General features: G+C 70.6%; 10 protein-coding genes. 9 read left to right on the top strand and 1 reads right to left on the bottom strand.

The window, feature by feature from the left end:
- Positions 1–131 precede the first annotated feature (131 nt).
- The 5 genes from HQQ79_RS02360 to HQQ79_RS02340 all read left to right on the top strand — a co-directional run bounded on the left by HQQ79_RS02360 (position 132) and on the right by HQQ79_RS02340 (position 6,470).
- On the top strand, positions 132–1,922 hold the full coding sequence (locus HQQ79_RS02360; RefSeq protein ID WP_173032363.1) for a peptide ABC transporter substrate-binding protein: 1,791 nt from the start codon (positions 132–134) through the stop codon (positions 1,920–1,922).
- 93 nt (positions 1,923–2,015) lie between these two features.
- Positions 2,016–2,975, top strand: a complete 960-nt coding sequence (locus HQQ79_RS02355) for an ABC transporter permease (protein WP_027467218.1) — start codon at positions 2,016–2,018, stop codon at positions 2,973–2,975.
- Complete coding sequence (locus tag HQQ79_RS02350; RefSeq protein WP_027467217.1) at positions 2,972–3,865, top strand: ABC transporter permease; 894 nt, start codon at positions 2,972–2,974, stop codon at positions 3,863–3,865. The genes HQQ79_RS02355 and HQQ79_RS02350 overlap by 4 nt, the downstream gene beginning before the upstream one ends.
- Complete coding sequence (locus tag HQQ79_RS02345) at positions 3,865–5,550, top strand: ABC transporter ATP-binding protein (RefSeq protein WP_173032362.1); 1,686 nt, start codon at positions 3,865–3,867, stop codon at positions 5,548–5,550. The genes HQQ79_RS02350 and HQQ79_RS02345 overlap by 1 nt, the downstream gene beginning before the upstream one ends.
- A complete protein-coding gene (locus HQQ79_RS02340) occupies positions 5,547–6,470 on the top strand; it encodes an ROK family protein (protein ID WP_173032361.1) in 924 nt (307 codons plus the stop codon). The genes HQQ79_RS02345 and HQQ79_RS02340 overlap by 4 nt, the downstream gene beginning before the upstream one ends.
- A 15-nt stretch (positions 6,471–6,485) precedes the next feature.
- Here the strand turns inward: HQQ79_RS02340 and HQQ79_RS02335 are convergent, their stop codons facing one another.
- The gene (locus HQQ79_RS02335) at positions 6,486–7,202 is read right to left on the bottom strand and encodes a hypothetical protein (RefSeq protein WP_173032360.1); all 717 of its coding nucleotides are present in this window, start codon (positions 7,200–7,202) and stop codon (positions 6,486–6,488) included.
- 122 nt (positions 7,203–7,324) lie between these two features.
- Between HQQ79_RS02335 and HQQ79_RS02330 the strand changes: the two genes are divergently transcribed.
- From HQQ79_RS02330 to HQQ79_RS02315, 4 genes are all read left to right on the top strand, one after another.
- A complete protein-coding gene (locus HQQ79_RS02330; protein ID WP_173032359.1) occupies positions 7,325–8,611 on the top strand; it encodes a HupE/UreJ family protein in 1,287 nt (428 codons plus the stop codon).
- A 138-nt stretch (positions 8,612–8,749) separates the two neighbouring features.
- Positions 8,750–10,885, top strand: a complete 2,136-nt coding sequence (locus tag HQQ79_RS02325; protein WP_173032358.1) for an Ig-like domain repeat protein — start codon at positions 8,750–8,752, stop codon at positions 10,883–10,885.
- Positions 10,886–11,261: 376 nt separating this feature from the next.
- Entirely contained in the window at positions 11,262–12,470 is a 1,209-nt protein-coding gene (locus HQQ79_RS02320; RefSeq protein ID WP_173032357.1) for an ice-binding family protein, read from the top strand.
- Positions 12,471–12,633: 163 nt separating this feature from the next.
- Positions 12,634–13,671, top strand: coding sequence for a carboxypeptidase-like regulatory domain-containing protein (locus tag HQQ79_RS02315; protein WP_111057506.1), 1,038 nt, complete (start codon positions 12,634–12,636; stop codon positions 13,669–13,671).
- The last annotated feature ends 125 nt before the right edge of the window (positions 13,672–13,796 follow it).

The raw sequence follows: 13,796 nt of genomic DNA, 5'->3' as shown, positions 1-13,796 counted from the left end.
TCCGTTCGGCAGTAACGCAGTTTTTACATCGAGATGTTTGTTTTTCCAATCGCTTTGGTCCTTGACTGTCCTCGTGCCGCTCGGCACCCGTGCTCCACCTCCCCGAAGTCCCTCGCACAAGGAGACACCGCATGTCCAAGCCCCGTCGCTGGGCGCTCCTCACCGGAGCTGCGATCGCCGTCGCGCTGCTCGCCGGCTGTTCCGGAGGCGGCAACGCCTCGCAGGGATCGACCGACGAGATCGACTACGCGCTCCCCGCCAACTTCACGCCGAACTGGATCCTGCCGATCGGCACCGCCGCGCACCTCAACACGAACAACGGCTCCATCGCCCAGTCGCTGTACGAGCCGCTCGTCGCGTACGACGGCTCCACCGGCAAGATCGCGTGGAACAAGGCCGGCTCCGTCGCCACCGATGCGGAGTTCGCCGACGACGGCAAGAGCGTCACCATGACGCTCGGCGACCGACACTGGTCGGACGGCGAGGCGATCACGAGCCGCGACGTCGGGTTCTGGTTCAACCTGATCAAGGCGAACAAGGACCAGTGGGGCTCGTACTCCAAGGGCAAGGCACCGGACAACTGGACGTCGTTCAAGGCCGTCGACGACACGCACTTCACCATCACGTTCGACAAGGCCTACAACTCGGACTGGATGCTCGCCAACCAGCTGAGCCACATCATCCCGCTGCCCCAGCACGCCTGGGACAAGACCAGCGCGACCGCGAAGGTGACCGACGCCGACGAGACCACCGCCGGCGCGAAGCAGGTGTGGAAGTACCTCAACACCGCCGCCGGCAAGATCTCCGACTACGCCACCGACGACCTGTGGAAGACCATCTCCGGCCCGTACGGCGTCAAGACCTTCACCACGGCCGGCAAGGTCACCCTGACGGCGAACAAGAAGTACGACGGTGGTGAGAAGCCGTCGATCACGACGGTCAACCTGCTGCCCTTCACCACGGCCGACGCCGAGGTGAACGCCGTCCGCTCGGGCGAGGTCGACTACGGGTACATCAACGCCACCGACATGGACCAGAAGTCGTCCTTCACCGGGAAGGGCTACGAGGTCGAGCCGTGGACCGGCTGGGCCATCACGTACATGCCGTACAACTTCAACAACCCGACGATGGGCGCCGTCTTCAAGCAGCTGTACGCCCGTCAGGCCGTCCAGATGTCGATCGACCAGAAGTCGCTGTCGAAGGTCGTCTTCAACGGCACCGCCACCTCGACGTACGGTCCGATCCCGCAGGCACAGGAGTCCGACTACGTCTCCGACGTGCAGAAGTCGAACCCGTACCCGTTCAGCACCTCGAAGGCCAAGGACCTGCTGACCAGCCACGGTTGGGAGGAGCAGGGCGGCACGATGGTCTGCACCGACCCGGGCACGTCCGCCAGCCAGTGCGGCGAGGGCGTCGAGCAGGGCACGAAGTTCTCGATGCAGGTGCTGTCGCAGTCCGGCTCGACCGTGACCGACAACATGATGAGCGCGATCCAGTCCTCGCTCGCGAAGACCGGCATCGACTTCACCATCAAGACCGCACCGGTGTCGAGCGTGCTGTCGCAGACCCCGACCTGCACCTCGGACGAGGCCAGCTGCGACTGGGACCTGTCGTTCTTCGGCACCGCGGGCAGCTGGTACTTCCCGGCCTACCCGACCGGTGAGTCGCTGTTCCAGACCGGCGGTTCGGCGAACTTCGGCAGCTACTCCAACAAGGAGGTCGACTCCCTGATCGACGCGACCACCACCTCGACCGACGCCACCGCCGTGCAGGACTACAGCGCAGCGGTCGCGAAGGACCTGCCGGTGATCTGGCTGCCGAGCCCCGACTACCAGATCTCGGTCGTCAAGAAGGGCCTGTCCGGCTTCGACCAGGACTCGCTCGCCAACTTCCACCCGGCCCAGTGGAAGTGGAACAAGTAAGACCGTGACCACGGATGGGAGGCGCGGTGCGCGTCCGACGCACACCGCGCCTCCCGTCCCTCGCACGTCTCCAATCCGACCATCGGAAGCCGCATGACCACAGCTCTCTACCTCACCAGGCGCGTCCTGCAGGCGCTCGCGGTGATCCTCATCGTCACCGTCGTGGTGTTCTGCCTGCTGCACGCGCTGCCCGGCGGCCCCGCCCGCGGCGTGCTCGGCGTCTCCGCGACCCCGACGCAGATCGCCCAGTTCAACCAGGCGCAGGGGCTCGACCAGCCGCTGCCCGTGCAGTACCTGCGGTTCCTCGGTCGTCTGCTGACCGGCGACCTCGGTACCTCGTACACGCTCAACGAGCCGGTCTCGCAGCTCATCGCCGAGCGCCTGCCGAAGACCCTCGTGCTCACCGGCATCTCCGCGGTGCTCGGACTCGTCGTCGCGATCCCGGTCGGGATGCTCCAGGCGGCCCGCCGCAACGGTGCGGTCGACTACGCGGCCACCGCCCTGGCGTTCGTCTTCTACTCGACGCCGGCGTTCTTCCTCGGCCTCGTCCTGATCATCGTCTTCAGCCAGCAGCTGCCGTGGCTGCCGTCCCAGGCCCCGAGCGGCACCACCCTCGCCGAGGTGTTCCAGGACCCCGCCGGACTCGTGCTGCCCGTGGTGACCGGAGCCCTCGCGATGATCGCGGTGTTCAGTCGGTACATGCGCGCCTCGACGCTCGAGAACCTGCAGGAGGACTACGTCCGCACCGCCCGTGCCGGCGGCGCCTCGACCGCGACGATCCTGCGACGGCACGTGTTCCGGAACTCGCTGACCCCGGTCGTCGCGATGCTCGGGTACTACCTGCCGGTGCTGTTCGGCGGCGCCCTGGTGACCGAGCAGCTGTTCAACTACCCCGGCATGGGGCTGCTGTTCTGGAACGCCGCACAGTCCTCCGACTACCCGACGCTGCTCGGCTGCGTGCTCGTCATCTCCATCGCGACCGTCATCGGCACCCTGCTCGCCGACGTCGCACAGTCCTTGATCGATCCCCGAGTGAAGGCGAGCCGCGCATGACCGCCGTCCAGATGGCCCCCGAAGCCCCTGGTGCCCCCGTCACCGTCGCGGCGACCGGGTTCCGGCTCGCCGCCCGACGCTTCCGGGGAAACACCCTCGCCGTGATCGGCCTCGCCCTGATCGTCGTCATCGTGCTGTTCTGCTTCGTCGGCCCGTTCGTGTACCCGACCGACCAGACCCACACGCTGCTCGAGCAGGCCAACCAGGGCCCGAGCGCCGCGCACTGGCTCGGCACCGACGCCGTCGGCCACGACGTCCTCGGCCGCCTGATGTACGGCGGCAAGGTCTCCCTGATGGTGGGCATCGCCGCCGGGGTCCTGGCCACCGTCGTCGGCACGCTGTGGGGCTCCGTCGCCGGGTACGTCGGCGGCTGGGTCGACGCCCTGATGATGCGCGTCGTCGACGCCGGCATCGCGATCCCGGCCCTGTTCATCCTGCTCGTCATCTCGGCGATCACGAACCCGGGGGTGGGCGGCCTCATCGTGATCCTCGGCCTGGTGTCGTGGCTCGTGCCGTCCCGCCTGATCCGCGCCGAGACCCTGACGCTCAAGAACCGCGACTACGTCCTGACACTGCGCGCGATCGGCGGCTCGCACGCCCGCGCGATCGGCAAGCACCTGCTGCCGAACTCGGTGTCGACGATCGTCGTCGCGGCGACGTTCCAGGTCGCCGACGCGATCCTGCTGGTCGCCTACGTCTCGTACCTCGGGCTCGGCGTGCAGCCGCCCGCGACGGACTGGGGCGGCATGCTCTCGGCGGGCCTCACCGCCGCCTACTCCGGACGCTGGTGGCTCATCGTGCCGCCGGGTCTGGCCGTGATCCTGGTCGTCTGCGCGTTCAACGCGGTGGGCGACGGACTGCGGGACGCCTTCGACGTACGGGGCCGCTGATGACGACCGAACCGATCCTGCGGACGACCGACCTCGGCGTCTCCTTCAGCACCGAATCCGGCACCGTCGACGCCGTGCGGGGGGTGTCCCTGTCGGTCGCCCCCGGCGAGACCCTCGCCCTGGTCGGCGAGTCCGGCTCCGGCAAGTCGACCGTCGCCCTCGCCGCGATGGGCCTGCTCTCCGGCAACGCGACAGCATCGGGCAGCGCCGTCGTCGCCGGCCACGAGGTCGTCGGCGCCGGCGAACCCGCGCTCCGGGCACTGCGCGGCTCGACCGTCTCGATGGTCTTCCAGGAGCCCGCGACCGCCCTCGACCCGCTCACCCGCGTCGGTGCGCAGATCGCCGAGGTGATCCGGAACCACCGGGACGTCCCCGCGTCCGCCGCCGCGGCCGAGGCCGTCGACCTGCTCCGTCGCGTCGGCATCCCCGACCCCGAGTCGCGCACCCGGTCGTTCCCGTTCCAGCTGTCGGGTGGGCAGCGCCAGCGCGTGGTCATCGCGATGGCGATCGCGAACGCGCCGAAGCTGCTCATCGCGGACGAGCCGACCACGGCCCTCGACGTGACCGTGCAGGCCGAGATCCTCGAGCTCCTCCGTGCGCTCGCCACCGAGACCGGCACCGGTGTGCTGCTCGTCACGCACAACATGGGGGTCGTCGCGGACTTCGCCGATCGGGTCGCGGTGATGCTCCAGGGCGAGATCGTCGAGACCGGCGGGGTCGAGGACGTCCTGCTCCGCCCCGAGCACGAGTACACCAAGCGGCTGCTCGCCGCGGTGCCGCGGCTCGACGTGGCGGGCGATCGTCCGTCGGCTCCCGTCGCGGACACACAGACCGAGACGGCCGGGAGGCCCGGTGCGGCCCCGGTGGTCGACCTGCGGGACGTCTCGGTGACGTTCGGGCGCGGGGCGCGCGCCGTCCACGCGCTCGCAGGCATCGACATCGCGGTGCACGCCGGTGAGACCGTCGGCCTGGTCGGCGAGTCCGGCTCGGGCAAGTCGACCGCGGCCCGGGTGGCGCTCGGGCTCATCAAGCCGACGTCCGGCACGGTGTCGCTGTTCGGGCAGGACCTGCGGACGGCGAAGGGCCGTGACCGTCGTGCGCTCCGTTCCGGCATCGGCGTGGTGCTGCAGGACCCGGTGGCGTCCCTCGACGCCCGGATGTCCGTGGCCGAGTGCATCGCGGAACCCCTCGCCGTGCACCGGCGCGGGATGTCCTCGGCCGACCGCCGTCGCCGCATCGACGAGGTGCTCGACGCGGTCCGGCTGCCGCGGACCCTGGCGTCCCGTGCCCCGCGCGAGCTCTCCGGCGGGCAGCGCCAGCGGGTCTCGCTCGCCCGGGCGCTGGTGCTCGAACCGCGGTTGCTCGTCGCCGACGAACCGACCTCGGCGCTCGACGTCAGCGTGCAGGAGACCGTGCTCGAGGTCCTCGGCGAGCTGCAGGACGACCTGGGGTTCGCGTGCCTGTTCGTCTCGCACGACCTGGCCGTCGTGCAGCACTTCGCCGAGCGCGTCGTGGTGATGCGCCAGGGCGTCGTCGAGGAGCAGGGCACCACCGGCACGACGCTCCTGCACCCCACCACCGACTACACCCGGCGGTTGCTCGCCGCGGTACCGGTGCCCGACCCCGTGCTGCAACGGCAGCGTCGGACGGAGCGCCTCGCCTCGCTCGCGGCGGTGACCGCGTGACCCGGGTCCTGGCCGGGGTCGACGTCGGCGGCACCAACACGAAGGTCGTCCTGACCACGCCCGACCTCGAGGTCATCGACCGCCTCGACCTGCCGACGCCCGCCCACGCGGGCGGGGCGGCGATCGTGACGGCCGCACTCGGGGCCGTGACGGGTCTGCTCGAGACGCACCGGGCCTCCTTGGCGGGTGTCGGGGTGGGCGCGGCCGGCGTCGTCGACCGGACCACGGGGACCGTCCTGGTCACCGGCAACTCGTTCACCGGCTGGGCCGGGTACGGCGTGACCCGGGCGGTGACGGACGCCCTCGGCGTCCCCGCGACCCTCGACAACGACGTGAACGCGTTCCTGCTCGGCGAGATCGCCACCGGCGCGGTCGTGGGGGAGTCCGACGTGCTCGGGATGACCCTCGGCACCGGGGTCGGCGGCGCGCTCGTGCTCGACGGACGGCTCTTCGCCGGCCCGCGCGGTGCCGCCGGTGAGATCGGCCACGTCCCCGGCTTCGGCGATGCCCGGTGCACCTGCGGACAGACCGGGCACCTGGAGACCATCGCCGGCGCACGCGGCATCGCCGACCGCTACGCCGAGCGCTCCGGCCGGACGCTCTCGGCACGGGACGTCGCCGTCGCCGCACGCGGCGGGGATGCCGACGCGGCCGCCGTCTTCGCCACCGCTGGGTGGGGCCTGGCCCGTGCCGCACTGCTGACCGCGGGGATCCTCGACGTCACGACCGTCCTGATCGGCGGGGGGATCGCACGGTCCTGGGACCTGCTCGAACCGGCCATCACGGCGGCGATCACCGCGGAACCGCCGGTCAGCGGGGCGACGATCCGGCTCGCGCAGTCGACGCTCGGGTCCGACGCCGTCGCACTCGGTGCGGCGGCGCAGGTGCGAGCGCGCGTGCTGGAGCCGGAGACCGCGTAGCGGGGGAGCGCCCGGTCAGGGCACCCAGACGACGATGCCGCGCAGGTCGTGGAGCACGGCGGCGAGCCCGGCGCGCAGACCACGGGCCGCCCGGTCCTCGGTGAAGGTCTCGGGGTCGTAGTGGCTCGACGGGCCGAGGCCTTCGCCGCGGAACCCGCCGCCCGTCCAGTCCGCCGCCGTGACGTTCGACGTCGGCTCCGCGATCTCGGCACCGACGACCAGGAACTGCTGGTGGAGCGCGGTCGGCGAGACGGCCGCGAGCGGGTCGACCATGTGGTTGCCGACGGTGATGACCAGGTCGGGCTCGGCGTCGACGGCGCGCAGGACCGCGGCGATGCGGTCGTCGGCGTCCTTCGCCGAGACGGGGGTGACGGTGACGTCCTCGTCCGCGGCCCACGACTCGACGGCGTCGAGCAGGGTCCGGGTCGGGACGTCGGCGGCGTCACCGGCGTCGGAGAGCAGCACGACGTCGTAGCCGGCGGGGGCGTGCACCCCGGACCACGAACCGGGCTCCGGGTGGATGGTGGCCTCGGGAGCCGGCGGCTGGTCGGGGTCGGAGAACCCGGCGCCCAGGACCCCGGCCGAGGCGTGCGCCGACGCGGTCGCCGTCGGGCCGGTGCCGCCGGTGGTGTCGTCCGACGCGCCGGAGCAGCCCGCCAGCAGGACGGCGCCGGCTCCCGCGAGGGCGACGGCGGTCAACAGGACGGTCGTCCGGGTGGCGAGGCGGGTCACGGAACCATGCAAGCACGCCCGCCGGCCGCCCCGGGCCGGGCGGGGGACCTGTCCAACACCCGTCCCGTTGCTGGTCACCGGCTGTTCACCTGCCGGTCGCCTGCGGGCCGGATCGTCTGCGCGTGCCCTCCGGAACCACCGCCGCGCTCCTGCGCGCCCGCCCTGCCCACTCGTCTCCCGCGTCCGCGCTCGTCGCACGGGTCGTCGCCGCGTTCCTGCTGCTCGGGGTGGTCGTGATCGGTGTGCTCGCGGGTGCGGCACCGGCGTCGGCGCACGGCTTCAGCTCGGTGGTCTACGCCGACGTCACGTCCACGAAGCCGACGGTCGTGCAGGCGAAGCTCGGGCTCGAGTACGACCTGATGCTCGTCTCGGTGGCCACGAGCGAGCACGACGACGCGCTGCACGAGCAGGGGCAGAAGGCCTGGGACGACGGGGACTTCCCCGGGATGGTGACGGCTGCCGAGGCGCACACCGACGCGATCGGGAAGTACGTGTTCGACCGCTTCACGGTGACCGGAGCCGGCGGGCAGGCCTGCACGGGCACGCTCGACGACGCCGTCACGGTCGACCTGCAGGACGAGGTGCCGTACGCCCACGTGACCGCGGACTTCACCTGCCCGGAACCGTCCGAGACGCAGTCCGGGCACGTGGTGACGTCCGAGCTGTTCCCGGACGACGAGACCTTCGTGCGCGACACCAAGACGATCGTCACCTACGACGTCGATGACCGGACGGGTTCAGCCACCCTCGACGCCTCACAGCGCACGTTCTCGACCGAGCAGTCGGCGGGCGAGCGCTTCTGGGAGTTCTTCCGCCTCGGCGCCGAGCACCTGCTGACCGGGATCGACCACATCCTGTTCCTCGTGGCGCTCATCGCCGGGTCGCGTCGACTGCGCGAGGTCGTCTACACGGCGTCCGCATTCACGATCGCCCACTCGATCACGTTCATCCTCGCCGCCCTCGGAGTGGTCAGCCCGCCCGCGATCGTCGTGGAGCCGCTCATCGCCCTGTCCATCGCCGCGGTCGCCGGCTGGTACCTCTGGCGGCTCTGGCGTCGGCGGTCGCGGGCCGACGAGCTGGTGGTCGGCGAGCACGGACACTTCTCGCTCGACCGCGCCGGGTGGACCCGCCTGGCCGTCGTCTTCGCGTTCGGGCTCATCCACGGGCTCGGGTTCGCCGGGGCGCTGGGCATCCACGAGGCGTTCTCGTGGCAGCTGCTCGTCTCGCTCCTCATCTTCAACGTCGGGATCGAGGCCGTGCAGCTCGCGATCATCGTCATCGTGTTCCCGCCGCTCGCACTGCTGCGGCGGAAGGCGCACCGGGTGTCGCTCTGGGTGACGGGTGCCGTGACCGCCGGCGTGTTCGTGATGGGGATGATCTGGTTCCTCGAACGGCTGGCTGCGGGCTGACGCTCCCCGTGGACGCGCTGACAGGTCGAGCTCGTTCCTGAACGGCGACGAACTGTCACTCAGCGTTTACCAAGACGTTTTGCAGTGCATGCAGAGTCTTCCGTGCTGCACCATCCCACGTCTGAGAAACGGACCCACATGAGTCTCCTGTCCGGCGCCACTACCCGGCGCAGAACCACCACCCTCCGCGTCTGCGGAGCCGTCCTCGGGGCGGCGCTCATCGCCGGTGCCTCGATGGTCGGGACGAACGCCGCCACCGCTGCGACGAACACCCCCACCACCAACATCTCGACCGGTGGCCCGATCCACGTCCTGCTCGGCGTCGGCGCGACCGAGAGCCAGCGCATCGCCTCGTGGTACTTCCCCACGAACGTCGCGCAGTCGCTCGAGATCCAGAAGACCGCGTCCATGACGGACGGGGTCTTCACCGACGCCAAGCAGACGATCGCCGCCTCGGAGGCCGCGAACACCGCGGCCGACTCGAGCGCGACCGACTCGAACACCAAGAGCATCCCCGGCATCGCCGCCGAGTCGGGCTACATCAACGCCCACGCGACCATCTCGGCCCTCGAGCCGAACACCTCGTACACGTACCACGTCGGTGCGGCGGACGGTTCGGCCTGGTCCGCGTCGTACACCTTCACCACGAAGAGCTTCTCCGGCGACTTCGACTTCCTGTTCTTCGGCGACCCGCAGATCGGCTCGTCGGGCTTCACCGACGACGACGGTGCCGGCTGGGCGGACACGCTCAAGTACGCCACGTCGACCGAGCCGGACGCCGAGCTCCTGGTCTCCGGTGGCGACCAGGTCGAGCACGCCAACAACGAGTACGAGTGGGGTGCGTTCGCCGACAGCAGCGACGTGCTGAAGCGCTACCCGTGGGCGTCGACCATCGGCAACCACGACGTGGGCGGCAAGGCCTACGAGCAGCACAACCAGGTGCCGAACTCCCTGAAGGTGCCGGACTTCTACCCGGGCGGCAACACGACCGCGAACTCGGGTGGCGACTACTGGTACATGTACAAGGGCGTCCTGTTCATCGACATCAACTCGAACGCCTACGCGGCCGGTTCGGACGCTGCCCACGTGAACTACGTGCGCGACGTCATCACTCGTCACGGCGACGACGCGAAGTGGACCACGCTGGTCTACCACCACTCGATCTACTCGCCCGCCGACCACGCGAACGACAAGGACAACCAGCAGCGCCGGTTCGACTTCACGCGCTCGTTCTCGGACATGGGCGTCGACCTCGTCCTGCAGGGCCACGACCACTCCTACTCGCGCAGCTACGCGATCAAGAACGGCAAGAAGGCCAACGTCAACGAGCAGCCCGCTGCTCCCGACGTCTTCTCCGGCCCCGGCGGCGTCATCTACATGACGGCGAACTCGGCCTCGGGCTCGAAGTACTACGACCTCACCACCCCGGACGCCACCCAGGGCGGCTACGGCTCGGACCCGCTCGACCCGACGGGTCAGCGTCACTTCGCCAACTCGGTCGAGAACCAGGAGCACGTCCGCACCTTCGTGAAGGTCTCGGTCACCGACGACAAGCTCGCCGTCGAGAACATCCGTGCCAGCGACTGCACGACGCTCAACTCGGCGGTGCAGCACGGCAAGGTCGACAGCTGCGGCGTGACGCTCCAGCCGACGGCCACGGCCGACCCGGCTGCGATCGGTTCGACGGTCGACAAGTTCAACCTGCACGCCACGCTGCCGAAGACGACCACCACGCTCGCGGTGTCGGCTGCGACGCAGACGTATCGCACCAAGACGCCCGTCACGGTCACCGCGACCATCGGCGGCGGGGTCGGTGCCCAGCAGGGCACCGTGACCTTCCGTGACGGCAAGACGGTGCTCGGGACCGCTCCGGTGAAGAACGGCACGGCCAGCATCACGCTGCCGAGCGCTCTCGCCATCGGCAAGCACTCGGTGACGGCCTCGTTCGTGAACGCCGACACGACCTACTCGGGCACGGACTCGACGACGGCCAAGGCGACGACGGTGACCGTTTCGAAGGCCCCGTCCCGTGCCGTCCTGCAGTACAGCGGCGGGAAGGCGAGCGTGCAGGTCGGCGCCACCGGCTTCCGGGTCGACGGCACCGTGCGGATCTACGAGGGCTCGAAGCGCCTCGCCGACGTCAAGGTGTCGCACGGCACGAACGCCTCGGCGCTCAAGCTGAAGAAGGGCACGCACAAGTTGCACGCCGTCTTCCTCGGCACCTCCGAGATCGCCACGAGCACCAGCCCGACCATCACGGTCGTCATCAAGTAGCACCAGGCACGAGCAAGGGCCCCGCGATCCCGATCGCGGGGCCCTTCGCCGTGTGGCCGGGGGTGGGCGCCCTGTCCTACCCGGGACCGGCGCCGCACCGGCTGACGGGAGACCCGAACTCCCTACCCGTCCGCTGGTGAGAGCGACCGGTCAACCTGTGGTGAGCATGCGCCCACTGGGCGGGATCGCCTAGACGGCCAGGCCAATTGCCAGGCTTTGAGCGAATGTTCAGACATTCCTAGGTAATTGCTCTGGGGAAGCGCATACTTCGAGCCACCGAGAATGCGCGCTCGTCGCCGACGTCACCCCGCCTCTCCTTGCAGGAAGAGGCCGGACCATGCAGGCTCGCCATCTCAGACGAAGTTCCCTCCTGGTCGTGTCGGCCGCCGCCGTCGCGCTGATCACCCTCGGCACCGGTGGTGGGGCATCGGCCGCCACGGTCATCGACGGCCCCGTCAACCTCGGCACCGCCTCGACCTACGGCGTCCTCGGCGCGAGCGCGGTCACGAACACCGGCCCCTCCGTGATCAACGGCGACCTCGGGTTGTCGCCGGGGACGTCCATCACCGGCTTCGGCGGCGCACCGAACGGCGTCGTCAACGGCACCACGCACCAGACCGACGCCGCAGCCGCACAGGCCCAGCGCGACACCACCACCGCGTACAACGTCGCCGCCTCGCTCTCCCCGACCCAGACCGGTCTGACCGAGCTGAACGGACTCTCGCTCTCACCCGGCGTGTACTCCGGCGGCGCCCTCGCCCTGGCGAACAACGGTGCGCTGACCCTGGCCGGCAGCGCGAACTCCGTGTGGGTGTTCCAGGCCGCGTCGACCCTGACCATCGGGTCCGCCAGCCAGATCGTGATCACCGGCGGTGCCAGCTCGTGCAACGTGTTCTGGCAGGTCGGCAGCTCCGCGACCGTCGGCACCGGCGCCCAGTTCCAGGGCACCGTCCTGGCGCAGCAGTCCGTGACCGCCACCACCGGCGCGACCGTGCAGGGCCGACTGCTGGCCCGCACCGGCGCAGTGACCCTCGACACGAACACGATCACGGCATCGAACGGCTGCCCCGCGCCGGGCACCCCGTCCGAGTCGCCGACCATCACCTCGGGCACCCCGTCCGACGGCACCGTGGACGTGCCCTACTCGTCCACCGTGACCGCGACCGGCACCCCGAACCCGACCTTCACCGCCACGGGCCTGCCCGACGGCCTGACGATCGACAGCACCACCGGCGTCATCTCCGGCACCCCGACCACCCCGGGCACGTCGACCGTGACGATCACCGCGTCGAACGGCACCAGCCCGGACGACACCAGCGTCGTCACGATCACCGTCCGCGCCCCGGCCCCGGTGCCCACCGCGACGCCCACCCCGACGGCACCCGCAGTGGCACCCACCGGCACTCCGAGCGGCCCCGCGGGCGCCGGCGGTGGTGGCGGCGGAACCGGCCAGCCCACCGGTGAGCTCGCGTTCACCGGCTCGGACCCGACCGTCCCGTTGAGCATCGCCGCCGCGCTGCTCGCCGCGGGTGCGACGCTCATGGTCCTGCTGCGTCGTCGCCGTCGCACCGTCGGCCGCATCTGACGAACCCCCGAAGGACCCCGTGACCCCGGTCGCGGGGTCCTTCGCCGTTGCCAGCACCCCGCGAGCAGTGCACGTCCGGCGACGGTGCGCAGGCGCCGCGACACGTCTACGCTCCACTGCAACGGGGTCAGGGGCGGCCTCGCAAGGGGAGCAGGGGTACGCCATGACGACTCGACGACGCACGGTGGTCGGCATCACGACCGTGTTGACGCTGGTCGGGGTGATCCTCGCACCGACGACCGCGGCCCTGGCAGCACCGGACGACGGCGCGCTCACCGTGATGCTCACCGACCCGGAGAAGCGTCCGCTGCCGATGTCGGGGGTGGTGGTCGACCTGCGGACCCCGGAGGGCGCCACCACGGCCTCTGCCTCGAGCGACGCACGCGGGCGGCTGACGTTCGACGCCGTCCCGTCCGGCACGTGGAGCCTGCACGGCGAGCGCGAGGGCTCGTACGGCTTCGACGACGTGCTCCCCGCCGAGCGCACCGGCATCACGGTCGGCCCCGGAGCGCACGAGACCGTCGTCCTGGTCGTGCGTCGCGGCGCATCGATCGGTGGGACCGCCCACAACCCGTACGGCGCCGACCTGTCCGGCGCGGCCGTCGTCGTGCGCGGCTGGAACACCGGAACGGTGCGTCGCACCGTCACCGCCCGAGACGGGCACTACTGGGTGCACGGCCTGCCGAGCGACGACTACAGCGTGCAGGTCAACGCGCACGACGAGTCCCTCGACTCGTGGCCGGCGCTGCGCGGTCAGTCGTGGGGGTTCCACCGCGACCCCGGCTCCACCGCGCCGCGCTCCTACGTCCGCGTCGCGAACCAGGCGGGCGGCCGGGCCGAGACCGTGCTGGACGACGTCGACGCGAGCTCGACCGTCGGGGTCACCCTGTCCGCCATCGTGAACCCGCAGCTCGACACCGACTTCACCGGGGCCACGGTGCACGTGTACGGCGAGTCGATCGGCAGCACCTTCGACACCCGCCTGGTCTACTGGTCGCCGGGGCGCGGCGGCATCTTCGGCGTGGTCCTGAGCCCCGGCCGGTACAAGGTCGAGGTGGTCGGATGGTCACCCAGCCAGAACCGGTACGTCTCCTACTGGTACGGCGGCGAGGGCAACCGCCCGGTCGCCGACCGGGCGTCGTCGCACACCGCGGTCGTACGGGACGAGAGCCGGACCATCTCGTTCTGGAGCACGCGCTGATCCCTGAACCCGACGCCCGAGACCGTGACGACGCGCTCACCGGATGCGTCTTCGACGACGTGCCACGGGCCTCCCGGCCTGGGTGCCCGCTGGATCGCTGAGGTCGGTTGCGGACCTGCTGTTCC

Source organism: Curtobacterium sp. VKM Ac-2852, from assembly GCF_013205045.1.
In the GTDB taxonomy this organism is placed as follows: Bacteria; Actinomycetota; Actinomycetes; order Actinomycetales; family Microbacteriaceae; genus Curtobacterium; species Curtobacterium flaccumfaciens.
Note: the sequence above shows the minus strand (reverse complement) of the source record. Positions and strands in the feature narration are given on the sequence as shown.